Raw genomic sequence first — 22,059 nt, 5'->3', positions numbered from 1 at the left:
ACCTCCACATGTATTTCATGATTAAAAGGGTTTGATTGAATTTGCACCTAGAGAATTGCCATATAATATCTGAATATATTCATCGATTCCATCTAACCCTGCGGCCTTTTGATTCACTTTTTCTACTTGCTCACTTCCAGGCTTCCAAGGCTGCATCTCCCATTCTTGCTCCCGTTTATTGATTTCGCCTAAGTAACCCATCTCGAGCTCATCTATTTCCGCTTGGGTAGAAACAGGAGTTTCAGGAAGATATCCTCGATTTGTAAACGCATAAGTCCGTTGACCTTCATTATTGATTGCCATCTGTAAATAACCATAAAAAGGGTCAAGCGTCTGGAAATCAAGGGACTCCAAGCCCAACGTGTGCATATGTTCATAAATAAAATCTGCATCTGTGGCATTTGCTACCCGATAACTTAGGATCGTCTCTACATTTCGGAAGATAGATTCTGCTACTGATTGATTAATATAATTTGTAATTCCCGGCAACCCCATCCAAAGCGGCATTCGGTATTTTTTCGCCTCATGCAGGAAGTATTCTAAATCTCCAAATGCTTGATTTAAGTAAATACTGGCATCATCAAGCACTAGGGGATGCAGTGGTATATATTCTCCATTGGTTCGCTGTTTTTCCCGGATAAGCATAGCACAATGAAACATTGTGATGACGGAAACGCCCATTCTTGGACGGTCTCCCGAATTCAACCCAGAAAGATCAAAAATTTGAAAGTGTCCTTCATTTAGTGCATCCGTCCATCGAATTCCATTGGAGTAATGATTGAGTGTATTACTCATTCCAGACATATTGATTTCCCTTAAACGAGTGATCATCGAATTATTGAAAAATTCTTCTTTCCAGTTACTCTCTTCTGGATTTTGCAGATAGCGCTGCAAAAATTTTGCCATAGATGCTTCTATGGGATGAGCTGGATTGAGTTCTCGGATCACTTTTTGACAAAAATCATTATCTTCTATTAATAATTGCAAGTTAAACAACGTCGCCCGGTTTAGTTTCAACAAGGCTTGGGCACCATATAATAAATGATCGGAAACAAATGGTGTCCAATAATCTTTTCCAAGTCTACGGAAAATTTCCAATACAATTCTAGCTTTTTCATAATCTGTTTTCGCGTAATCGATATCAAAATAGTTAAACGGATATTGTCCTCTTTTAAAGCGAATGACTTTCACCAAATGATGCAAAGACTTAGGAATTCTCTCTAGCAACTGATTCGCTAACTTTCCTTGTATATCCATCACCGTGAAACCTAGCCGATTTTCATCTGTTCTCTCCTTCATGTAATCGACCAGCACATTGAGCAAAGTAGTGGTTTTTCCTGTGCCAGCTGAGCCAAAAACAGCAAAATGGCTCTCTAAATTTCGAATAGATAACCGATTGGAACGGATATTTAAGTTTTTTTCCATCGTCCCAATCTTAATTCCCTTATCTTGATTTTGTTGGTTTCTTACGTCTAGCGGTTCTGCTATTCGCTTACCGCCTAACCATGTCATTTTCGATGATGGTGTGTAACTGGGAGGGTGAATTAACTTAGCAAGCTCACTTGACCCCATTATTAAAGCATTTTGTTTTTTACGAAAGGGAAACAATTTATGTTCAAATTCATACCGAAATAGGGGGCGGATCATTCTCCACCATTCTCTCCAGTTTAAATAATTACTTTCAGCTGAATCCGATACAGATAGAATTTGGGCACAAGGCTCTAATATCTGCTTGCTTTCCTCCAGTGTCTCTGCAAAACTGAGTAAACGAATAACTACTTCTGCCTTTGGCTGTTGCTGCTTCTGAAATATCGCCGTATGAAGGCGGTTTTTTTCGTCTGTATCTCCTCCCCTTCGTTCTAGGGAGTGCAATGCTTTGGTAAAAGAACGTGTGACTTGGTAATCATATACAGGTCTTACTAGAAATTGACAAACTATGCGTTGGTTCTCTTTTAATTTACTTAAATATTCATGTAAAGCCTGTTCGAGCGAAGCATCCCATCCAGTCGGCAAACAAAAATTCTTTTCAAATTGCATTTTGTATCCATAGTGTGCTTGTTTAAAATTTAAAGGCTCTGGAGCTTCTGCAAGTGTAATTTCTAAAGTTGGATCAACAACAGCAAGCCGCTGAGCAATTTCATAGCCATGTGTGGCATCAGGGGCCCAATAGTAATAATTTAATTCTGATCCATTAGCATGTAGTTCCCAAGAGATCCAAGGTTCTTTGAAACGAAATGGGAACCTTCGAAACCACTTTTTTAGGGTGAGATATTCAATCACTCCATCCCAAGCCAATTTTTGTTGGGAAGATGGCTGACCTGGGCTTGGAGTTCTTTTCAATTGGTAATATTTCCCTTTAGGCCGCAATTGTGGAAACAAATAAAACCTATTCACCGTCTTCCTCCTTTTCCTGCCAATTTATTTCTACTGAGGTTGTTGCATAAATCTATTTTGAACTCTGAATAAAGTCGCTGATCCACCCCAAAAAGTATTACTTTGGAACCTCCGGTTCCGCTTCGCGAGTGGGGAACCCCGGGATGTGTATGTTTTCCGCGTCTGTTGTTGAAAAACACAAAGGACGCTCCACCCACTCAAAGCGACGTAGCGAGACTTGTGCCCTAGTCTGAGGTGCACATCTGCGCTTTTGAGGTGAATAATGCAACAGGCTCCTACTCATTTATTCATTTTTTCACGTTCGAAAGTTAATATATCTTAAAATTATCATTGTTTTGTTACTAGATCAATTACAACCTATTAGCAAAAGGCATAAATTAACATATATAGGTTATACACGAAAATTAACTATAAAATGAGACAAAGAAGGGCAGCTATCCAATAGATAACCACCCTAAACTACCTACTCTCTTTCTTCATCCTCTTCTTGGGGAGGCTTTGGATTCGAATTCCAATTTGTTAACATCTTTTCGATATCAATTCCGGATACTTGCTTCACCATTTCCGGAGTTTGAGCCATTAACTGAGTAACATAATTGCTAACTTTTGTAGCTCCTTCTCCGCCCCCGGAATCAATCACTGTCAATTTGTCAATATTTTGAAGGGGACTGGAGATTTGTTTTGCCAGTTCTGGAATCATTTTTACAATCAAGTCTAAAACAGCTGCTTGTCCATACCTGTTAAAGGCTTCTGCAAGTTTCTGTTTGGCCTCTGCTTCAGCTAACCCTTTTGCCCGAATAACTTCGGCTTCTGCTGTCCCTTCCATTTTTTCAACTTCTGCTTTAGCAAAACCTTTTGCTTTTTCCGCTTCTGCTAAAGCATGCCCTTTTGCTTTTATCGCAGCAGCCTCTGCATTTGCCTGAGCCTCTTGTTGAAAACTATTTGCTATTGCTTCTTGCTCTTTCGCATAACGATCTGCATCCGCTTTTTTACGTACTTCTGCATCATATTGCTTTTCTCGACGTAAAATCTCTTTCTCTTCTAACTCAATTTGTTTTTGCTTCCGAACTAATTCAATCTTCATTTCCTCTTCGACAACTTGTTGTTTATTTTTGTTGCCTTGGAGGGAATATGCTTGGTCTGCTTCGGCTTTTTTCTTATCTTGTTCAATCTTAAATGCAGCTACTTTCAATTCCTTATCTTTTTTAAATTCTTCGATGTTGGTCTCTGAAATCAAGGAAGCTTTTGTTCCTTCTTCTCGTGCTTTTGCGGTTTGAATTTCTGTATCACGGATCGCATTTGCTTCTGCAATATCTGCATCTCTTCTGACCATGGCAATCCGAGGACGTCCAAGGGCATCCAAATACCCATTTTTATCTTTTACGTCTTTGATTGTAAAAGAAACGATGCTCAGACCCATTTTTTTCAAGTCACGAGCAGCTACTGCCTGCACTTGTTGAGCAAATTTTTCGCGATTTTTGTACACTTCTTCTACTGTCATCGTTCCTAAAATCGCACGGAGATGACCTTCTAATACTTCGCGGGCTTCATCATTTAATATTTCATTTGTTTTCCCCATAAATTGTTCGGCAGCCGTTGCCACATCTTCCAAAGAACTACCAATTTTGATGATCGCCACACCATTTACCATAATGGGAACACCTTGTTCGGTATAGACTTCTGGTGTATGTACCGTTAATTTATGAGATAGTAAGCTTAATTTTTCTGCTCGCTGGAAAATCGGAACTACAAAAGCACCACCACCGCGAATAATTTTTATCTTCCGACCAGAGTCATCAGCAAGTACATTTTTCTTTCCTAAGATGTTACCGGTTACAATCATTGCTTCATCAGCGCCGACTGTTTTGTACCTAGCCCAAAAAGCAATGGAAAAAATAATAATAACTCCTACAACGATTCCCGCAGTTTGCAAAATTAACAAATAGAATCATCCTTCCAAAATCTCTACATAAATAATTTGATCTTTCACATTTCGGACAATCACTCTGGTACCTTCGGGAATCAGATTGCCATCCATACTTGCTGCGATATGATTTGTATTACCACCTGCCATGGTAATCAGCACTTCGCCAAATCCATCAACAGGTATCCCAATCCAGACTTCACCATGTTTCCCTATTAAATCTTGTACACTAAACCCGGTAGAGCTCTCAGTTCGTTCTGCTGGACGAATCACCAAATAATAGTAAAATGCAACTCCAAACAGTGCACAACCAGCTGAGTAAATGAGTATCTGCTCTAAATTTAGCGATGTCCAATTGGTGAGAATAAAGCCTGCACCACCAAAGATGGTTAGCCCTACAAATAGTGATATGGGCTGTAAGAATGGGATTTGAATATGAAATATATCACCAAAAAAATCCCCAACAAAGAAACTGAATAAACAAAAAACAATCCCAATTAAAAAACATACCCCAAATAAAATATCAATATTTTTCTCATCCCTCTCTCTATCTTTATTATATAGAAAAACAAAATATTTTTCTTCGTACTTCTATACAATGTTAATTGTTTGTAAATTTCTTAATAATAGATAATTGTCACTGATTTGCATAATAATATAAAAACATTTACCATTAGTTTAAAAGATTTTTATTCGTTCTGCGAAATACCACCTCTCCTATGCAGATGTTTCAAATCAATCCCTCATCTTTTTATCCTCTTCGGGACACAATAACAGCATAATGAAAATCGAGAGAATCGTTTTATTTTATAACGGACAGAAACTTTTACAATAGTAAGGACGGGTTGAGAACGAATGATCAAATTTGAAAATGTTTACAAGCAATATCATAATGGCCATACCGTGTTAAAAAATTTAAATTTACATTGCAAAGAAGGAGAAATAACTGTATTCATCGGCCCAAGTGGATGTGGAAAGACTACTACTATGAAGCTGATCAATCGATTGATTGATCCAACAAAAGGACGAGTACTTGTCAATGATGCAGATATCTCTACTATCAGTCCTGTTAAATTGCGCAGAAGCATTGGATATGTAATTCAACATGTTGGATTATTTCCTCACATGACAATCGCAGACAATGTGGCAGTAGTTCCTCGTCTTTTAGAATGGGATGAAGAACGCACCCAGAAACGAGTAGATGAACTTCTGGAGATGGTTAGACTTGCACCAAATACATATCGAAATCGGTACCCTTCGGAGTTAAGCGGTGGGCAACAACAACGTATTGGGGTTATCCGTGCTTTTGCTGCTGAACAATCCATTATTTTAATGGATGAACCCTTTAGTGCACTTGATCCAATCAGTCGAGAACAATTACAGGATGAATTGATACATTTGCAAAAAGATATCAAGAAAACCATTATTTTTGTTACTCATGACATGGATGAAGCACTTCGGATTGCAGATAAAATCGTCCTTATGCGAGGCGGAAAAATTTTGCAAGAAGGAACTCCAGAGGAAATATTACGCCGACCAGCCAATGACTTTGTGAAAAACTTTATCGGTAAAAAAAGACTGGCACAATTTGAAGCAATTCCCGAATCAGAAGAAGTCATGACTCGTAAACCCGTTACCATCCTCCCCTCAAAAGGGCTTGCGGAATCTATCAAAATCATGGAACGCAAACAAGTGGATTCTTTGATCGTTGTCGATGCAAATGATCGGCTTCAAGGTTACATCACAATTTATGATGTGATTCAACAATTCCGTGATGAAAGCAAACGTGTAGGGGATATTATGCATACTTTTGAACATGTCATTTCTCCTGACACCCTGCTCAACCAGACAATCGATTTGATGGATGAACACAAACTGCCTTATGTGCCAGTCGTAAAAAAAGACCAGACTTTAATTGGATTGGTCACGAGAGGTTCCATTGTCGGTCACCTTTCCGATATTTATTCTACAAATGGAAATGAAGGGTCATAAATGGAATATATAAAAATATTTGCTACCCGTGGAAGTGATTTGTTCAGCGCCATGATCCAGCATCTCATTATTTCTGGAACAGCTCTATTACTTGGAATTATCGTCGCTGTACCTTTAGGAATTTACTTAGTGAAAACAAAACATACATGGCTTAGAACCATTGCATTTTCCATCACAAACGTTTTTCAAACGATACCTAGCTTAGCGTTATTAGCAATATTGATCCCTCTGATAGGAATCGGAAAATTTCCAGCTATCGTTGCACTTTTCTTGTACTCCTTGCTTCCTATTTTACGCAATACCTATTCAGGGTTTGAATCCATCGATGAAAGTATCATCGAAGCTGCAAGAGGCATGGGTTACGATGGAAGGCAACGATTATTCCGGATCGAATTGCCACTGGCTATTCCCTACTTGATGTCGGGAATTCGCTTAACCACCATCTATATTATCAGCTGGGCAACTTTAGCCACATTGATTGGTGCTGGCGGACTTGGTGAATTAATTTATGGAGGATTGAGTGTTTATGATAAACCACTCATCTTTGCTTCTTCTATTACTACCATGATTTTAGCAATTGTAATCGACTTTCTCCTTGGACTCTTGGAGAAATTTTTAACCAAACAAACTACAAGCCGGGAACAATCAGCATAGGTTCTCAGCAGAACAGGAGGTAGTCCAACAGGATACTGTTGTATACATATGAAACTACAAAAAGCATTACTTCCTATCGCACTATCATTTATGATCTTGCTAGCTGGATGCTCTTCAAAAGACACCATCACCGTAGGAACGCAAACCTTTACAGAGACTAAAATATTAGGGTATATGTACAAATACTTAATCGAACAAAATTCCAATGTAAATGTCGATGTAAAGACAGATCTTTCTTCCAGCCCTTTTATTGTCAATGCATTGCGAGAAAATGAAATTCAATTAGGCACCCTCTATACAGGTGAGATCTTTAATAACTGGTTTCCTATCCAGCAGACAAAGGATAAACAAAAAGTACTGGCTCAAGCTCAACGTGGCTTTTCCAAATACTATCATTTTAAATGGTATAATCCTCTCGGGTTTGAAAACACATATGCTTTTACCGTAACCAAAGAAGTAGCAGATAAATATCACTTAAAAAAGATTTCTGATCTAAAAAAGGTATCCAAAAATATGCGTCTTGGTGTAGACACTTCTTGGATGGAAAGAGACAATGACGGGTACAAACCATTTGTCAAAACATATGGCTTATCCTTTAAAAATGTATTTCCAATGGAAATTAACTTAGTATACAAAGCAGTCGCAAGCAAGCAAATGGATATCGTCTTGGCCTATTCCTCTGATGCTAGGATTAAACAATATCATCTTGTGACTTTAGAAGACGATCGACACTTTTTTCCACCTTATGATGCATCTACTGTTGTCTTAGAAGACACGCTGAAAAAATACCCTAACATAGACAAAGCTCTCCAAAAATTAAGCGGGAAGATAAATATCAATACGATTCGCACCCTAAATGCAAAAGTAGACATTGATATGCAAGAACCGGAGCAAGTAGCAAAAGAATTTTTGCAGCAACAAGGACTACTCAAGAAGTGAGGTGAGAGAAAATGGACATGGTAATCCGCTATTTTCAACACAACTGGGATAACTTACTCGTGCTTATTGGCCAACATATTGTCATGGTGGCGTTTGGTTTGCTATTAGCATTGATCGTCGGCATTCCACTTGGAATTTTGTCTGCTAAAAATGAAAGAGCAGGAAAATATATCTTAGCCATTGCAAACTTAATCCAAGTCTTTCCTAGCCTTGCATTACTGGCCATGTTGATGGTTATATTCGGCATTGGATTTTATTCGGTAGTAATTGCACTATTTTTGTACTCTCTTTTGCCAATCATTCGCAATACGTATGTGGGACTAAAGGAAGTAGATCAGAGTATTTTAGAGGCTGGCAAAGGAGTGGGAATGACTAAGTTTCAAATTCTGCGTAAGGTACAAATTCCACTTTCTCTCTCCTTTATCTTTTCTGGCATCCGGCTTGCAGCAGTTATCGCCATCGGAGTTGCTACCCTTGCTCCCTTCATTGGTGGAGAAGGATTAGGAAAGGAAATCTATTCGGGGATAAACTTGCGTGACCCAGTCAAAATTTATAGCAGTGCAATTATCACGGCAATCTTGGCAATATTAGCGGATTATTTGCTGGGAAAAGCAGAGAAGAAAACACGCGTAGAATAAGGTATCAAAACACCTATTATATAACAAAAGCAGAGACAGTCTTCATATTGAAACTATTCTGTTAACAATGATATATTTTTATTGTATCCAAAAAACTCAGGTGACAAAAAGACCTGATTGAGGAGACACAACATGACAACCCAACCCTTCAACTACGACACCATGCCCCAGCCAGAGATTCCCAGCGAAGCAATGAGATTGAGTAACAGTGGTGAAACATCCAATGGTATTCCTTCAAGCTCGCAGCAGAATCAAAACAATGACGATGGTGAATGAAGTCTGAAGAAGGTATAGGTGGTGACTCTAATCTTATTAATCATAAGAGTCACCGCCTCGATAAAAATAGGTTGCTATAATTCAGATAAAATGTTAACCATGCGGATCAACACTTCAATGGAATCGATAGACAAAGACAGCAGCCACTGCTGTCTTTCATTATTATTTAATATACATTCAAAACCAAAGCATCATATATTTCTGGTAGTACTATGTATCATAAACCGACTGAGCAGGCTGCAAGATTAATTGGCTTGGATAACTGATCTCTACTCCATTGCGTTGAAAAGCCAAAATTACTTCTATCCGTATCTGCCGCTCCACTTTGATATATTCTCTTGGTACACATAAGGCAGTAACCGTAACATGAACACCTGATTGATCTATGTTCGTAATACCCATTACCTCTGGTTTTTCTAAGAGCCACGCAGCATATTTTTCGTAAATATCATCACAAACGTAAGATAAAATTTTCTCTATTCTATTCATATTTATCTCAAAAGGAACCGTTACGGTAACGATTGCCCTCATTTTCTCACGATTATAATTCGTAACTTGCATGATTTCTCCGTTCGGTAAATAATGAAGTCTTTGATTGTATTCACGAATCTTGATGATACGAAGACCTACCTCTTCCACTGTACCAATAATATCATTATTTATTTGAACTACATCTCCAACTTCTAATTGACCTTCAAAAATAAGAAATAGCCCTGATATTATATCCCTTACTAAATTTTGGGCACCAATACCGATGGCTAATCCTAAAATTCCTGCGCTGGCAAAAACAGGCATCGGATCAAATCCCATATTTATTAAAATGGTAATAAAGGAGATGAAATAAATTACATACCTGCTTATCGATTTCATTAGTTTATGAAAGGTATGTGATTGGTTCCCTTTCACTCTGCTTTGTTGAAACAGCCAATCCATTGATCGATCCATGAATCTAGCAGCCATAACCGTTAACAAAACGATCAAAATTGTCTTCACTAGCGGAATAAGAAGAAATGACACAGGATGATTTATCATATTGCTCCAGATTGACTTTGTTTGGTTTATCAAGGACTCCGTATGGATTTCTATCTTTGTTTGCTTTTCAAACACGGAAAAATGGACCTCCGACTTTATAGAATAAAACTATTATCATTATATAGATTTACACCAAGGACGAATAGACTAATAAAATACTTATCTATTCTTCTTATAAAAAGTGTAAAAAGGAAAACACATTCATTGATCTCATTTATCCAACTTGTTATGATGAAAACAGTTCAAAAAGCAAAAGTAAAGTGAAGGATAAATATGTATATCGATTTATTAGTATTATATCAAATTGAACTTTCCCCTAAATATGGCTACGAGATCAAAAAAAATATCCAAAATCAGCTTGGCGATTTAGTGGATGTTAATCATAATTTGTTGTACCCATCTTTACGTCGATTTGAAGAAAAAGGAGCTATCTTCAAAAAAACAGATGAACAAGCCGGAAAACCCAATCGACATGTTTATTATATAACAGACATGGGTAGAATATTGCTCTGTGATATCATCAAAGATTTCCACCCTAAAAATGCCAAAAATGACATAGAGTTCTTAATAAGAGTTGCTTTATTTGACCGTATTGAAAGAGTGGATCGTTTTCATATTTTAAACATGAGAAAATCATACCTAACAAGCCTATTAGCCAAAAGATCCCCTGCTGATTATCCAATCGAAAAAAACATATATACTTATGAAGTAATCCAGTTTTCTACTATTCGGTTGCAGCAAGAAATAAAATGGATTGATAATTTACTATCAAAAATATGAACTGTTATGAAGAACAAAAAGAGAGATAACATGTTATCCCCTCTGGTTGTTCTTATTTTTTTCCTTTTAAAAAATTTTCTCTGCCTGCAACAATAGATTTCTCACATATTAAACCTTAGCTGAGGAAAAACTGAATACCAATGTTTACCGAAATTTCCTAGGACAAAGAGGTAGAGACAATGTTCAATCGGAAAGACCAAATTACTACTCCACAAGCTATTGCCGTTATTGTCTCCTATACTTTATCTCTTGGCATTCTCCAATTACCAAGAAACCTCGCAGAAGCTACAGGAAACGCTGATGGTTGGATATCGATACTGATCTCAGAACTGATTCATATCTTATTTGCCATTATTATCGTAAAGCTTTGTCAACGATTTCCTCAAAAATCAATTTATCAGTTTAGTCAAGAGATTATTGGGAAATGGCTGGGGAAGCTGCTTAGTATCTGTTTTTCTCTGTATTTTTTATCTTGGTGTGCGTATGAGGTCCGCGGAATGACCGAATTAACTAAACTTTATTTACTTCCTACAACTCCTTCGGCGGCAATTGCAATACCCTTTATTTGCCTTGGAGTCTATCTAATAGTAGGAGGGATCAACCCTATTGTCCGTCTTTTTGAAATTTTATTACCTCCGACGATCTTCATTTTTGTCTTGGTTTTTCTGCTTAGTTTTAAAACCTTTGAAATGAATAACTTACGCCCTGTAATGGGATCTGGATTAATACCTGTAATGGAAGGAATGAAAGTCACTCTATTCCCTTTAACAGGAATGGAATCCATGCTTGTTCTCTTTTCCTTTTTGAAGGAGCCGCAAAAAGCCGTCAAAGTATCCATCATAGGTATTGTCATACCTTTATTTTTTTATGTTACAACCTTTCTTTTGACTATTGGAAGTCTAGGCGTAGAAGGAACTGTTATTAAAACATGGCCTGTTATTGAAGTGTTTCGTCAGTTTGAATACACTGGTATTTTATTTGAACGATTTGAAACCTTCATGCTTGCCATTTGGATTTTGAAAATCTTTACTTCCTTTATCGTTAGCTATTTTTTTGCAGTAATTGGTTTTAGTCAACTAGCGAATATAGAAATGGTTTCTATTATTTATTTCACTGCACCGATTATTTATCTTATTACGATGTCTCCAAAAAACATAAATGATTTATTTCATTTTGGTAATCTGTTTGGTTATATTGGTGCATGTTTCATTATTCTGGTTCCAACTGCATTGTTCTTAATTACAATCTGTAAAAAGAAGTGTTCTATAAATCATAAATGATAATACATTCATTTTTTGATTACCTAATCTCCTTCTTATAAAAACTTCTTTTAACTACTCAACTTGTGAAAGCGAAATATCAAACTGCTTTTGGTATTTTATATTGTATTCGTCCCCTCAAACAAAAACATTTCCATATCACTTCTGTATTTCCGATATAACCACTAGTCTGTTTCAAGATCAATCTAACACCTGTTTGTTTAAAACTTATCCCATAGGAAATAATTGACAAAAACGAGGTTTGGGCAAGGAGAGACAAATGACTACATACGCAAAAGTAAAACAGACATTGGTCAGTTTAGAAGGAGCAAAGTCAACTATGGAGACACTGGAACAGATCACTCAAAAGGCAGAAGCTGCTCAGTCCCTTCGTTATAATGCACAAAAATTAGATGTTGTGATCAATCGATTGAAGAAACGCGTTCAAAAAATGGAGTTCGAAGAACCAAATTACAAAGGATTTTAGCTAGAAAGGAGATACGAAAGTGCCAGATTGGCTTCAGATTATTATTCGTTCTATCGTCTTTCTTTTGCTTGTCCTTGTTCTAACAAGAGTGCTTGGGAGAAAAGTTGCTTCAAGGATGACTTACTTTGATATTGTGTTCGCGATGACAATAGGAGTTATTGCAGCTGCAATATCCTTAAATCTCGTTCCTATCGTAATAGGCTCAATTGCATTGCTAACTTGGGGGTTACTAGGGATTGGCCTTAGTTTTCTATCCTTAAAAAGCAAATGGGTACGAGATTTCATTCACGGACGAGAAGCTGTTGTGATGAAAGATGGAAAAATAATGGAAGATCAATTAATGAAACTTCGATACTCACCTGAAGATTTATTACAACAATTGAGGAGTAAGCAAATATTCAGCGTATCGGATGTAGAATTTGCGGTTATGGAATCAAATGGAGAAATAAATGCTTTATTAAAAACAAATCGTCAACCTATAACCCCTAAAGATGTAGGTATTGAAGTGTCTCCAAGTACAGGGGTTCAGACTGTAATTTTAGATGGAACCATTATGGATGAGGCTTTAACTACTATGGGCTTGAATCGAGGGTGGCTCCATACCGAACTAGATAAAATCGGAGTATCTGTTGACAATGTATTCATTGCTCAAATTGATACATTGGGTGACTTATACCTTGATTTATTTGATGATGTCATTCAAATTCCACAAGCCTCTACACGGCAATTATTGCTCACTACTTTAGAAAAAGCAAAAGCAGATTGTGAAAGCTTTTCGCTGGAAACCAATGATACAACAGCGAAACAAATGTATCAGCAATGTGCAGAAGATTTAACCTTGATTATTTACGATCTAAAACCAATGTTGAAATAAAAAAAACGGAGTGATCAACATGTCCAATAAAAAGAAAAAGAAATTGACACCAGTACAACAAGAATACCAAGATTTTGCGAAACAAAGAGAACCAAAACGGCCAATCGTTAAAAATTGTGTTCGTGCATTTTTTTATGGAGGTGCTATATGCCTCCTTGGACAATTGATTTCCACATTTTACATTAAATATTTTGGCTTTACGAAAGAAACAGCTGGTGACCCTACTGTCGCTACTCTCATCTTCCTCTCTGTATTGCTAACGGCTTTAGGAGTATATGATCATATCGCACAAAAAGCAGGTGCTGGTACCGCTATTCCTGTTACAGGCTTTGCAAATGCAATGGCATCTGCGGCAATCGAGCATCGCTCAGAAGGATATGTACTTGGAGTCGGAGGAAATATGTTTAAATTAGCGGGTTCAGTCATTGTTTTTGGCGTATTTGCTGCATTTGTAATCGGAATTATAAAAGTGGTTATTTCACAGTTTTTAGGAGGATTTTAAGTGTTACAAGGTAGAACTTGGGTATTTCCCAATACTCCTTATATTTCCGCTTCCGCCGCCGTTGGAGGCCCTTTTGAGGCTCAGGGTCCTCTAGCCGATGATTTTGATATTCTACATGGTGACTTGTGGCTTGGAGAAGATAGTTTTGAAAAGGCTGAAAAAAAACTATTGGAACAAGCTTGTGAAAAAGCGATTGATAAAGCTGGATATAAAAAAGATGACATGCAATTTTATTTAGCTGGAGATCTTATGAACCAAGTAATTTCCAGCAATTTTTCGGCTCGCACTTTAACAATACCCTATCTAGGCTTGTTTGGGGCATGTTCTACTTCGATGGAAAGCCTTGCTTTAGGTTCACTATTAGTAGATGGTGGCTATGCAAAACGTGTACTAGTAGGAACATCTAGTCATAATGCTTCCGTCGAAAAGCAATTTCGTTATCCTACTGAATATGGTTCCCAAAAACCACCAACTGCCCAATGGACAGTAACAGGTGCTGGAGCAGCAGTGGTTACTTCAGAAAAAACAGGCATAAAGGTGACTTCTGCTACAGTCGGACGTGTTGTAGATATGGGAATTCAAGATCCATTTAACATGGGAGTAGCGATGGCACCGGCAGCTGTAGATACGATAGAAGCACACTTCCGGGATTTAAATATAACTGCTTCCGCTTACGATTTGATTTTAACAGGTGATCTAGGAAAGATCGGACACCGTATAGCTGCTGATCTATTAAAAAAACATGGCTTAAAAGTCGCAGAAGATAAGTTTGGAGATTGTGGGTTATTAATTTATCGGGAAGATCAACCTGTGTTAGCGGGTGCAAGCGGCTGTGCTTGTGCTGCTTGTGTTGTATTTGGACATATTCTCAACCGTATGCGTAGAGGAGAACTTCATAAAGTATTAGTAGTGGCAACAGGGGCTTTGCTATCACCCATCAGTTATCAGCAAAAAGAAAGCATACCCTGTATTGCACATGCAGTAGCCTTTGAAGCAGAAGGAGGCGGAAGGTCACAGTGATTTTTTTATGGTCATTTGTTATTGGAGGACTGATCTGTGTTATTGGTCAGCTTATGATGGATGGATTCAAACTCACACCTGCTCATACCACCAGTACTTTAGTGGTGGTTGGTGCCATTTTAGGCGGATTAGGTTGGTATAAACCTCTCATTGATTTCGCAGGTGCAGGTGCAACCGTTCCCATTACCAGTTTTGGCAATGCTTTGGTACATGGTGCACTTGCAGAGGCTTCTAAAGATGGTTTTGTCGGGGTAATAACGGGTATCTTCGAGGTGACAAGTGCTGGAATATCTTCAGCTATCGTGTTTGCTTTCTTAGCTTCATTACTATTCAAATCAAAAGGATAAGATGGTTATGGACTTGCTATATATTGTTAAGGTTATTATCTTATTTACCATTGCAATTGCAGCAATCCGGTTAATGGGCAAAGCAACATTAAGTCAACTTGCTCCCCATGATTTGATGGCTATTGTCATTATTGCTGCATTAGCAACACAACCCATTATCGTAGATGATTTATTTAGCACCATACTGGCCATTGCTTTGATTGTCATTATACATGTGATATTTAGAAAGTTGACACTCTATCAGCGAACAAATCAATTCATTCTAGGAGAACCAACCATTCTGATCAAGCATGGGAAAATCGTGAAAGAAAATCTTCAGCGTTGTCAATTTTCTTTATCTGAACTGTTATCTACCATTCGCTCTAAAGGATACTCGGATATACGCTCCATTCAATATGCCATTTTGGAACCTACAGGTGCAGTGAGTGTGTTTCCATGGGAAAAATACTATCCTGTAACACGTAACGATTTAAAGATAGAAGCAAATTATCATGGATTAGCGCTTTCTTTGGTTATAGACGGAAAGATACAGCATCATAATTTGTCATTAATTAAAAAAGATGTAGATTGGCTAAAACAAGAATTACAAAAAAAAGGATTTCTTGATATAAGTCAAGTTACATATGCATCCATAATGGACTATGAATCAAGTATTTATGTGGACAGTGGAAAAGGTCATCATCCCAAAACCAAAAATAATTATACAAATTAAAAGGTAAAAGTCGACTATCCTCAGATAGACGACTTTTGGAAAGTTATTGATTATACTGTGGCTCTTCACTCATGATTTGTTGTTCACGTGTTTTTAACTCTTGAACTACTGTTTCCATTTGCTGAGATAGCTGTTGATAGGTTTGTTTCGCTTGTTGATTGTCTGTATCTAATGCAAATCCTTTTAAGCTTGCAGCGATTGACTCTGCACTTGCAATGGTTTGTTGAATCTTTGTTCCTACTGTCATGAAGCTCACCCTTTATTTAAAATTTAATTTCTATCATTATTTTTTGCAAAGACGTGAAAAATATTCCATGTAATAGTGTGATCTAGTGAAGCTGATCATGATAGCGATCTAAATACACTTTTCCATCCCCGGTAATCTCCATATAACTTACCTCTTTTATGTCTTTGATCTTGTGCTGTTTTAATATATTTTGTACATCTTTTTTTGTTAACTTTGCTTCTTTTAATTTCTGTTCATCGAATACTCCATCAATAATAATTTCTATCCCCGGCTTTTCCTGTTTTGTTTTTAAACCTAAATCCTTTCGAGTTGGAGTACCTTGTGCTGTTTTTTTAAGAACCGATAAACATCCATCTGTCTCCATCACTGCAAATTCAACATCCGCGACGGAAAAAACATCTTTTTTCCGTAATAACATGCGAAGATTATCAAGGTCCAAACGAATTCTCTCTATATTTTTTTCGAGAATTTTACCATCTTTAATAATTGTCACAGGTTCTCCTTCAGCTAAGAGACGGACATTCCGAAATTTTGTACCTAAGTAAGAAGCCAGAATCGAAAGACCTCCAAATAATGCTAAAGAAAGCAAGGCTCTAGTTACTGGAACACCCTCATCCACTAAAGGAACTGCTGCAATATCCCCTAAAATAATCCCCGTAATATAATCAAAATAAGTAAGTTGTGAGATTGCTTTTTTCCCTTGGAGTCTTGTTAACAGCAATAATGCGATAAAGATAATGGGTACTTCCCAAAATAATTGCATCATGTATTTGTCCATATCATCACCTGAATTTAGTGTTGCTTAAATTACCAAAAATATTCTTCTATGTAAATGTCCTTATAAAATATTTCATTTTATATATTTTTATCTTTTTAATTGGATGTTTATTCATGAAACCCATTTCATTTTATCGATTTATAAATAAATATTTAAATATATCTCCTCTTAGTACCGCAAATCAATTAATTCCACCATCCGTTTTGGTAAAATTATCTATGAATATTTATTATTATTGACAAAAAGCACCTTCTTCCATGATAATTATATACAATCATTTAAATATAAAATTCTAAAAATAATTTTAGGAGGAAAGTACTTGGCAAAATTTCATGTTCAAGGCGAGCGATGGTTTCCACCTGAAAATTCTTTTTTCGATGAAAAAAAAGAATTATGGGGAGATTGGTATTGTGACTCAGAAGTAGGACGCTTACGATCTGTTTTACTAAGACGACCTGGCAGCGAAATTGAAATTGTAACAAATGAGAACTACCAAGATTTCCGCTGGAAAGCTTCTATGAACCCAGAGAATGCGCGAAAAGAACAAGATGCCTTAGCCCAAATATATCGAGATAATGGCATCGAAGTTCATTATGCAGAAGAGATGCGAAATGATCGACCAAATGCACTATATATGCGTGATTTAGTCATTATGACACCAGAAGGGGCAATTGTTTGTCGACCAGGAATCAAAGCTCGACGCGGGGAAGAACGATACGCTGCTACGGCATTGAGCAGGCTAGGTGTTCCCATTATTAAAACCATAAATGGTGATGGTATTTTTGATGGTGCTTGTTTGATGTGGGTGGACCGTCATACAGTCATCATTGGAACAGGGGCCCGTGCTAATGAGTCCGGGGCAAAACAAGTAGAAAGTGAATTGAGAAACATTGGTGTAACCGATTTTATTCACTTCCCAATCCCATATGGCCATGCACATATCGATGGACTTTTAAATATCGCTGATAAAAAAACAGCCGTATTATTTCCTTGGCAAGTTCCCTATGATGTTGTGAAAGCGTTATTAGATCGAGATTTTACGATTGTGGAAGCTACCAACATAGAAGAAGTAAAGTCGAATTTTTCTGTGAATTTCGTAGCTTTAGAACCAGGTAAAGTAGTTATACCCACAGGAAGTCCTGAAACAAAGGCGAAAATGGAAGAAGCCGGAATAAAAGTAATCGAAGTCAAAATGGATGAGATTATGAAAGGCTGGGGAGCGATTCACTGTATGACAGCCCCATTAAAGCGAAATCCCCTTTCCATTTAATCAAAACAAAAGAGAGGATTGTTGTAAAAAATGAAAAAGTATCTCGTACTTATTATTTCTCTTTTTCTAGTTTTGCTCACAGCTTGTAGCGGAGGAAACGGCAGCTCTAATGAAGCATCGACAATTGATAACATAGTGAAGAAAAAGACACTGGTGATCGGTACTGCCCCTGGATACTTACCCTTTGATATGAAAGATAAAAAAGGAAATTTCGTCGGTTACGATATGGATTTAGCTAGAGCTATTGGCAAAGCACTAAATGTAAAAGTAGAGTTTAAGCAATATGAATTCAGCGGACTAATTCCAGCATTACAAACTGGCGATATTGATATGATTCTCGCTGGTATGACCATTCGTGGAGATCGCGCGTTAAGTGTTAGTTTTTCGAATCCTTACTATGCAACTGGACAAGCTTTGATGGTACCAACAAGTGATTCTACCACAACAAACTATCAACAGCTGGATCAAGCAGGAAAAACGATTGCTGTTTCTCAAGGAACAACAGGTGCGCTACTAGCAAAACAAATTTTCAAAAAAGCAAAAGTCGTTGACTATCCCGATTTCCCATCTGCTGGTATGGCAATGACACAAGGACAAGCAGATGGAATTATCTACGATGAACCTGCGGTTAAAATGTTTATCAATATGAATCCGAATAAAGTAAAACAAGTAAGTGGATTAATATCTTCCGAGAATTTAGGAATTGGTGTCAAATTAAATGATTTAAAAACAGTTCAATGGTTAAATTCATTCCTTGAATCCTACCGAAATAGTCCTGACGATTTAGCATCCATTAACAAATGGTTTAAATCTACTGATTGGATGAATCAAATAGAGAAAAAGAAATAATACCCCTTTCGCCACTTTTAAATAGGAAGAGTCTGGGAAACTATACTCTTCCTATTCTATGAATTAACTTATATTAGGAGGACCTGAAGTTATGGACTATAACTTGGATTGGAGCGTCATCCCCCAGAATATGGATGCGATACTCGAGGGACTTTGGTTAACGCTTCAAATTTCTGCACTAGCTCTATTAATTAGTATCCCTATCGGCATCCTTGCTGGTTTGCTGCGAATATCTCGAAATCATTTCATCTCTTTTCTAGCTACTACTTATATTGAATTTATTCGTGGAGTACCTCTTTTGGTCTTACTGCTTTGGATTTATTTTGTACTTAACCAGTTTCTGCATTTAGGTGCTTATTGGTCCGCAATTGTCGGCCTCGCTTTCTTTTCTGGTTCGTTTATCGCTGAAATTGTTCGTGCTGGAATTGAGTCTGTTCCACGAGGACAAATGGAAGCTGCAAGATCATCAGGAATGAGTTATATAACCGCAATGAGACTGATCATCCTTCCACAAGCATTTCGTAAAGTCTTACCGCCGATGGCTTCACAGTTTATTATCTTGATTAAAGATTCCTCCTTGGTTTCTGTCATATCGGTAGCTGATCTAACCTTAGCCGGAAAAAATATTGTAGGTACCACCTTTCGTTCCTTGGAAGTATGGACATTTATCGCTTTGCTTTATTTTGCAATGACCTTTATCATTTCCCAAGTGATTCGATTTTTAGAGAAAAAATACAAGGTAGCAGAATAAATGGAGGATATGCAATGATCAACATACAAAACGTCAATAAATACTATGGCAAGCATCAAGTACTCCATAATATAGAATTAGAAATACCTAAGTCACAAATTTTTGCTTTAATCGGGCCAAGTGGTGCTGGAAAAAGTACATTGATCCGAACGATAAATGCATTAGAAGAAATTCAGGAAGGACAAATTCTAGTCGATGGGATCTCTGTACATGATAAAAAAACAGATATCAACACATTACGATCTGAAATAGGGTTCGTTTTCCAAAATTTTCATTTATATCCGCATCTCACTGCACTTCAAAATGTATCCTACTCTCCCATCTATGTGAAAAAAGTCTCTAAAAAAGAAGCAGAAACACGTGCTAAAGAATTGTTATCTTCGTTAGGACTTGGAAACAAAGTAGATTCCTTTCCCGGACAGTTGTCCGGTGGGCAACAACAACGGGTAGCCATTGCCCGGGCACTAGCTATGGATCCAAAAATTATGTTATTTGATGAACCTACTTCTGCGCTTGATCCAGAAATGATTAAAGAAGTATTAGATGCAATTCGAAAGTTAGCGACAACAGGAATGACCATGGTAGTCGTTACCCATGAAATGGGATTTGCTCGTGAGATCTGTAACCAAATCGTGTTTATGGCTGATGGGAAAGTCGTTGAAGTAGCCCCGCCTGAACAATTCTTCACCCAGCCACAAAGTGATCGCGGTAAAGACTTCTTAAATAAAGTACTAAATCATTAGTAAAGAGAGGTGAAAGCGATGAAACTTTGGGGAGGACGCTTTACTAAACAAACCAATGAATTAGTAGAAGAATTTACAGCTTCTATTCCATTTGATTATCAATTATGGGAAGAAGACATCGTAGGAAGTCTGGCTCACATTCAAATGTTAGGGAAATGTGGAATCATTGATAACAATGAAGTGAAACAAATCATAGACGGATTACATCAAGTATATGAGGGAATCCAAGAGGAAAAATATACTTTCACCATTGAAAACGAAGATATTCATATGAATATCGAAAAAATGTTAAGAGAAGAAATCGGTCCTCTAGCTGGAAAACTGCACACTGGACGCAGTAGGAATGACCAAGTAGCATTAGATTTACATTTATATTTGCGAAGAAAAACACTTGAAGTCGCAGAGCAAACGCTTCTGCTTCAAACTGCACTTCTAAACCAAGCAAAAAATCATCTGGATACCGTTATGCCAGGCTATACTCATATGCAACGAGCACAACCTGTTCTCCTAAGTCATCATTTACTCGCTTATGTAAATATGCTTCAAAGAGATTTTGAACGTATCCAAGATAATTGGAAACGAATCAATATACTCCCACTTGGAGCAGGCGCATTAGCAGGTACCACCTTTCCAATTGATCGAGAATACGTTGCTGGTATACTTCATTTTGATGACGTTTACCGCAACAGCATGGATGCAGTGAGTGACCGAGACTTCCTTGCAGAATTTCTATTTCAAGCTTCCCTACAAGCGATGCATCTTTCCCGTCTTTGCGAAGAACTCGTTATTTGGAGTAGCCAAGAATTCTCTTTTATTGAACTGGATGATGCATATTGTACAGGTTCCAGCATTATGCCACAAAAAAAGAATCCAGATGTTGCTGAATTGATTCGCGGTAAAACAGGACGAGTTTATGGACATCTTATGGGTATGCTGACTATTTTAAAAGGGTTACCACTTACGTATAACAAAGATATGCAAGATGATAAAGAAGGTATGTTTGATACCCTCACCACTTTAAAAGGAGCACTAACAATACTTGCACCAATGATAGAGAGTATGCATGTCAATCAAGCGGAAATGAAAAAAGCAGTTACACATGATTTTGCCAATGCAACTGACTTAGCTGATTATCTAGTCCGAATCAATATCCCCTTTCGTGAGGCTCACGAGATCGTAGGGAAAGCTGTTCTCTATTGCATCACAAAAAACAAATTCTTATCAGATCTTTCTATAGAGGAATTCAAACAATTTTCCCCATTGATCGAATCAAATGTATATCATGCTCTTGAAGTAGAAACCGTTGTGAATGCACGAAATGTCTTAGGTGGAACTGCTCGAAATCAAGTGGAACTCCAATTAGATATACTTCAAAAATGGATAGAAACAAACAAAGATTGGGTCCATAAACACAAAAAACAAACTCAGTTAAGCAATTGGTTACCAAGACATTCTTAATTGATATCTTCTTTCTAAAATAACCAAGTCCTATAAAAACAGCAGTGATTCATCCCTGCTGTTTTTTCATAACTTTTTATAATAACTTGATCAATGCCCGCTTCACAATTCGTGATACATAGGATCAAAAAAA

Annotated in this window: 24 protein-coding genes; 18 read left to right on the top strand and 6 right to left on the bottom strand. The window is 37.3% G+C overall.

Features of this window, described 5'->3' with window-relative positions:
- Window positions 1-21 precede the first annotated feature (21 nt).
- From MK805_RS17995 to MK805_RS18205, 3 genes are all read right to left on the bottom strand, one after another.
- Window positions 22-2,394, bottom strand: coding sequence for a helicase HerA domain-containing protein (locus MK805_RS17995; RefSeq protein WP_240873554.1), 2,373 nt, complete (start codon window positions 2,392-2,394; stop codon window positions 22-24).
- A gap of 463 nt (window positions 2,395-2,857) precedes the next feature.
- A complete protein-coding gene (locus tag MK805_RS02155; RefSeq protein ID WP_275092319.1) occupies window positions 2,858-4,336 on the bottom strand; it encodes a flotillin family protein in 1,479 nt (492 codons plus the stop codon).
- A 6-nt stretch (window positions 4,337-4,342) separates the two neighbouring features.
- Window positions 4,343-4,840, bottom strand: coding sequence for an NfeD family protein (locus MK805_RS18205; RefSeq protein ID WP_476712902.1), 498 nt, complete (start codon window positions 4,838-4,840; stop codon window positions 4,343-4,345).
- A 333-nt stretch (window positions 4,841-5,173) separates the two neighbouring features.
- On the opposite strand from MK805_RS18205, the gene MK805_RS02145 reads away from it, so the two are divergent.
- From MK805_RS02145 to MK805_RS02125, 5 genes are all read left to right on the top strand, one after another.
- Window positions 5,174-6,310 carry an ABC transporter ATP-binding protein gene (locus MK805_RS02145; protein WP_240873552.1) on the top strand — a complete coding sequence of 379 codons (1,137 nt, stop codon included), beginning with the start codon at window positions 5,174-5,176 and terminating at the stop codon, window positions 6,308-6,310.
- Window positions 6,311-6,964, top strand: a complete 654-nt coding sequence (locus MK805_RS02140; RefSeq protein WP_240873551.1) for an ABC transporter permease — start codon at window positions 6,311-6,313, stop codon at window positions 6,962-6,964.
- A gap of 48 nt (window positions 6,965-7,012) precedes the next feature.
- Complete coding sequence (locus tag MK805_RS02135) at window positions 7,013-7,903, top strand: glycine betaine ABC transporter substrate-binding protein (protein ID WP_240873550.1); 891 nt, start codon at window positions 7,013-7,015, stop codon at window positions 7,901-7,903.
- Window positions 7,904-7,914: 11 nt separating this feature from the next.
- Window positions 7,915-8,541: an ABC transporter permease gene (locus MK805_RS02130; protein WP_240873549.1), complete on the top strand. Its 627-nt coding sequence runs from the start codon at window positions 7,915-7,917 to the stop codon at window positions 8,539-8,541.
- 132 nt (window positions 8,542-8,673) lie between these two features.
- Complete coding sequence (locus MK805_RS02125) at window positions 8,674-8,817, top strand: hypothetical protein (RefSeq protein ID WP_240873548.1); 144 nt, start codon at window positions 8,674-8,676, stop codon at window positions 8,815-8,817.
- Between the two features lie 210 nt (window positions 8,818-9,027).
- On the opposite strand, the gene MK805_RS02120 is transcribed toward MK805_RS02125, so the two are convergent.
- Window positions 9,028-9,924, bottom strand: a complete 897-nt coding sequence (locus tag MK805_RS02120) for a mechanosensitive ion channel family protein (RefSeq protein ID WP_240873547.1) — start codon at window positions 9,922-9,924, stop codon at window positions 9,028-9,030.
- A 198-nt stretch (window positions 9,925-10,122) separates the two neighbouring features.
- Between MK805_RS02120 and MK805_RS02115 the strand changes: the two genes are divergently transcribed.
- From MK805_RS02115 to MK805_RS02080, 8 genes are all read left to right on the top strand, one after another.
- The gene (locus MK805_RS02115) at window positions 10,123-10,629 is read left to right on the top strand and encodes a PadR family transcriptional regulator (protein WP_240873546.1); all 507 of its coding nucleotides are present in this window, start codon (window positions 10,123-10,125) and stop codon (window positions 10,627-10,629) included.
- A gap of 179 nt (window positions 10,630-10,808) precedes the next feature.
- Window positions 10,809-11,909, top strand: a complete 1,101-nt coding sequence (locus MK805_RS02110; protein ID WP_240873545.1) for a GerAB/ArcD/ProY family transporter — start codon at window positions 10,809-10,811, stop codon at window positions 11,907-11,909.
- Window positions 11,910-12,168: 259 nt separating this feature from the next.
- Window positions 12,169-12,375 (top strand): DUF1657 domain-containing protein, encoded by a 207-nt coding sequence (locus MK805_RS02105; protein WP_240873544.1) that lies wholly within the window; start codon window positions 12,169-12,171, stop codon window positions 12,373-12,375.
- A 19-nt stretch (window positions 12,376-12,394) separates the two neighbouring features.
- A complete protein-coding gene (locus tag MK805_RS02100) occupies window positions 12,395-13,249 on the top strand; it encodes a YetF domain-containing protein (RefSeq protein WP_240873543.1) in 855 nt (284 codons plus the stop codon).
- A 19-nt stretch (window positions 13,250-13,268) separates the two neighbouring features.
- A complete protein-coding gene (gene spoVAC / locus MK805_RS02095; protein WP_240873542.1) occupies window positions 13,269-13,751 on the top strand; it encodes a stage V sporulation protein AC in 483 nt (160 codons plus the stop codon).
- Window positions 13,752-14,771 carry a stage V sporulation protein AD gene (gene spoVAD, locus MK805_RS02090; protein WP_240873541.1) on the top strand — a complete coding sequence of 340 codons (1,020 nt, stop codon included), beginning with the start codon at window positions 13,752-13,754 and terminating at the stop codon, window positions 14,769-14,771. It begins immediately after the preceding gene.
- Window positions 14,768-15,118: a stage V sporulation protein AE gene (spoVAE, locus tag MK805_RS02085; RefSeq protein ID WP_240873540.1), complete on the top strand. Its 351-nt coding sequence runs from the start codon at window positions 14,768-14,770 to the stop codon at window positions 15,116-15,118. The genes spoVAD and spoVAE overlap by 4 nt, the downstream gene beginning before the upstream one ends.
- Window positions 15,119-15,125: 7 nt before the next feature.
- Window positions 15,126-15,830, top strand: a complete 705-nt coding sequence (locus tag MK805_RS02080) for a DUF421 domain-containing protein (protein WP_240873539.1) — start codon at window positions 15,126-15,128, stop codon at window positions 15,828-15,830.
- A gap of 43 nt (window positions 15,831-15,873) precedes the next feature.
- Here the strand turns inward: MK805_RS02080 and MK805_RS02075 are convergent, their stop codons facing one another.
- On the bottom strand, window positions 15,874-16,077 hold the full coding sequence (locus MK805_RS02075; RefSeq protein ID WP_240873538.1) for a DUF1657 domain-containing protein: 204 nt from the start codon (window positions 16,075-16,077) through the stop codon (window positions 15,874-15,876).
- An 82-nt stretch (window positions 16,078-16,159) separates the two neighbouring features.
- Entirely contained in the window at window positions 16,160-16,843 is a 684-nt protein-coding gene (locus tag MK805_RS02070; RefSeq protein ID WP_240873537.1) for a DUF421 domain-containing protein, read from the bottom strand.
- Between the two features lie 331 nt (window positions 16,844-17,174).
- Between MK805_RS02070 and MK805_RS02065 the strand changes: the two genes are divergently transcribed.
- The 5 genes from MK805_RS02065 (at window position 17,175) to argH (ending at window position 21,926) form a co-directional block, all read left to right on the top strand.
- The gene (locus MK805_RS02065; protein ID WP_240873536.1) at window positions 17,175-18,125 is read left to right on the top strand and encodes a dimethylarginine dimethylaminohydrolase family protein; all 951 of its coding nucleotides are present in this window, start codon (window positions 17,175-17,177) and stop codon (window positions 18,123-18,125) included.
- A 30-nt stretch (window positions 18,126-18,155) separates the two neighbouring features.
- A complete protein-coding gene (locus MK805_RS02060; RefSeq protein WP_240873535.1) occupies window positions 18,156-18,974 on the top strand; it encodes a transporter substrate-binding domain-containing protein in 819 nt (272 codons plus the stop codon).
- A 91-nt stretch (window positions 18,975-19,065) separates the two neighbouring features.
- On the top strand, window positions 19,066-19,725 hold the full coding sequence (locus MK805_RS02055) for an amino acid ABC transporter permease (protein ID WP_240873534.1): 660 nt from the start codon (window positions 19,066-19,068) through the stop codon (window positions 19,723-19,725).
- A gap of 14 nt (window positions 19,726-19,739) precedes the next feature.
- Window positions 19,740-20,468, top strand: coding sequence for an amino acid ABC transporter ATP-binding protein (locus MK805_RS02050; protein WP_240873533.1), 729 nt, complete (start codon window positions 19,740-19,742; stop codon window positions 20,466-20,468).
- 18 nt (window positions 20,469-20,486) lie between these two features.
- A complete protein-coding gene (gene argH / locus MK805_RS02045) occupies window positions 20,487-21,926 on the top strand; it encodes an argininosuccinate lyase (RefSeq protein WP_240873532.1) in 1,440 nt (479 codons plus the stop codon).
- Window positions 21,927-22,059 lie beyond the last annotated feature (133 nt).

The sequence above is a fragment of the Shimazuella soli genome, assembly GCF_022511585.1.
Taxonomy (GTDB): domain Bacteria; phylum Bacillota; class Bacilli; order Thermoactinomycetales; family Thermoactinomycetaceae; genus Shimazuella; species Shimazuella soli.
The sequence above is the reverse complement of the archived record's forward strand: the minus strand, read 5'-3'. Positions and strand labels throughout refer to the sequence as shown.

What these genes read in the sequence shown, in the direction of transcription:
- MK805_RS02145 (WP_240873552.1), top strand. Translation starts at nt 5,174, where the DNA reads ATGATCAAATTTGAAAATGTTTACAAGCAATATCATAATGGCCATACC.
- MK805_RS02140 (WP_240873551.1), top strand. Translation starts at nt 6,311, where the DNA reads ATGGAATATATAAAAATATTTGCTACCCGTGGAAGTGATTTGTTCAGC.
- MK805_RS02135 (WP_240873550.1), top strand. Translation starts at nt 7,013, where the DNA reads ATGAAACTACAAAAAGCATTACTTCCTATCGCACTATCATTTATGATC.
- MK805_RS02130 (WP_240873549.1), top strand. Translation starts at nt 7,915, where the DNA reads ATGGACATGGTAATCCGCTATTTTCAACACAACTGGGATAACTTACTC.
- MK805_RS02125 (WP_240873548.1), top strand. Translation starts at nt 8,674, where the DNA reads ATGACAACCCAACCCTTCAACTACGACACCATGCCCCAGCCAGAGATT.
- MK805_RS02115 (WP_240873546.1), top strand. Translation starts at nt 10,123, where the DNA reads ATGTATATCGATTTATTAGTATTATATCAAATTGAACTTTCCCCTAAA.
- MK805_RS02110 (WP_240873545.1), top strand. Translation starts at nt 10,809, where the DNA reads ATGTTCAATCGGAAAGACCAAATTACTACTCCACAAGCTATTGCCGTT.
- MK805_RS02105 (WP_240873544.1), top strand. Translation starts at nt 12,169, where the DNA reads ATGACTACATACGCAAAAGTAAAACAGACATTGGTCAGTTTAGAAGGA.
- spoVAC (WP_240873542.1), top strand. Translation starts at nt 13,269, where the DNA reads ATGTCCAATAAAAAGAAAAAGAAATTGACACCAGTACAACAAGAATAC.
- MK805_RS02080 (WP_240873539.1), top strand. Translation starts at nt 15,126, where the DNA reads ATGGACTTGCTATATATTGTTAAGGTTATTATCTTATTTACCATTGCA.
- MK805_RS02075 (WP_240873538.1), bottom strand. Translation starts at nt 16,077, where the DNA reads ATGACAGTAGGAACAAAGATTCAACAAACCATTGCAAGTGCAGAGTCA.
- MK805_RS02070 (WP_240873537.1), bottom strand. Translation starts at nt 16,843, where the DNA reads ATGATGCAATTATTTTGGGAAGTACCCATTATCTTTATCGCATTATTG.
- MK805_RS02060 (WP_240873535.1), top strand. Translation starts at nt 18,156, where the DNA reads ATGAAAAAGTATCTCGTACTTATTATTTCTCTTTTTCTAGTTTTGCTC.
- MK805_RS02055 (WP_240873534.1), top strand. Translation starts at nt 19,066, where the DNA reads ATGGACTATAACTTGGATTGGAGCGTCATCCCCCAGAATATGGATGCG.
- MK805_RS02050 (WP_240873533.1), top strand. Translation starts at nt 19,740, where the DNA reads ATGATCAACATACAAAACGTCAATAAATACTATGGCAAGCATCAAGTA.
- argH (WP_240873532.1), top strand. Translation starts at nt 20,487, where the DNA reads ATGAAACTTTGGGGAGGACGCTTTACTAAACAAACCAATGAATTAGTA.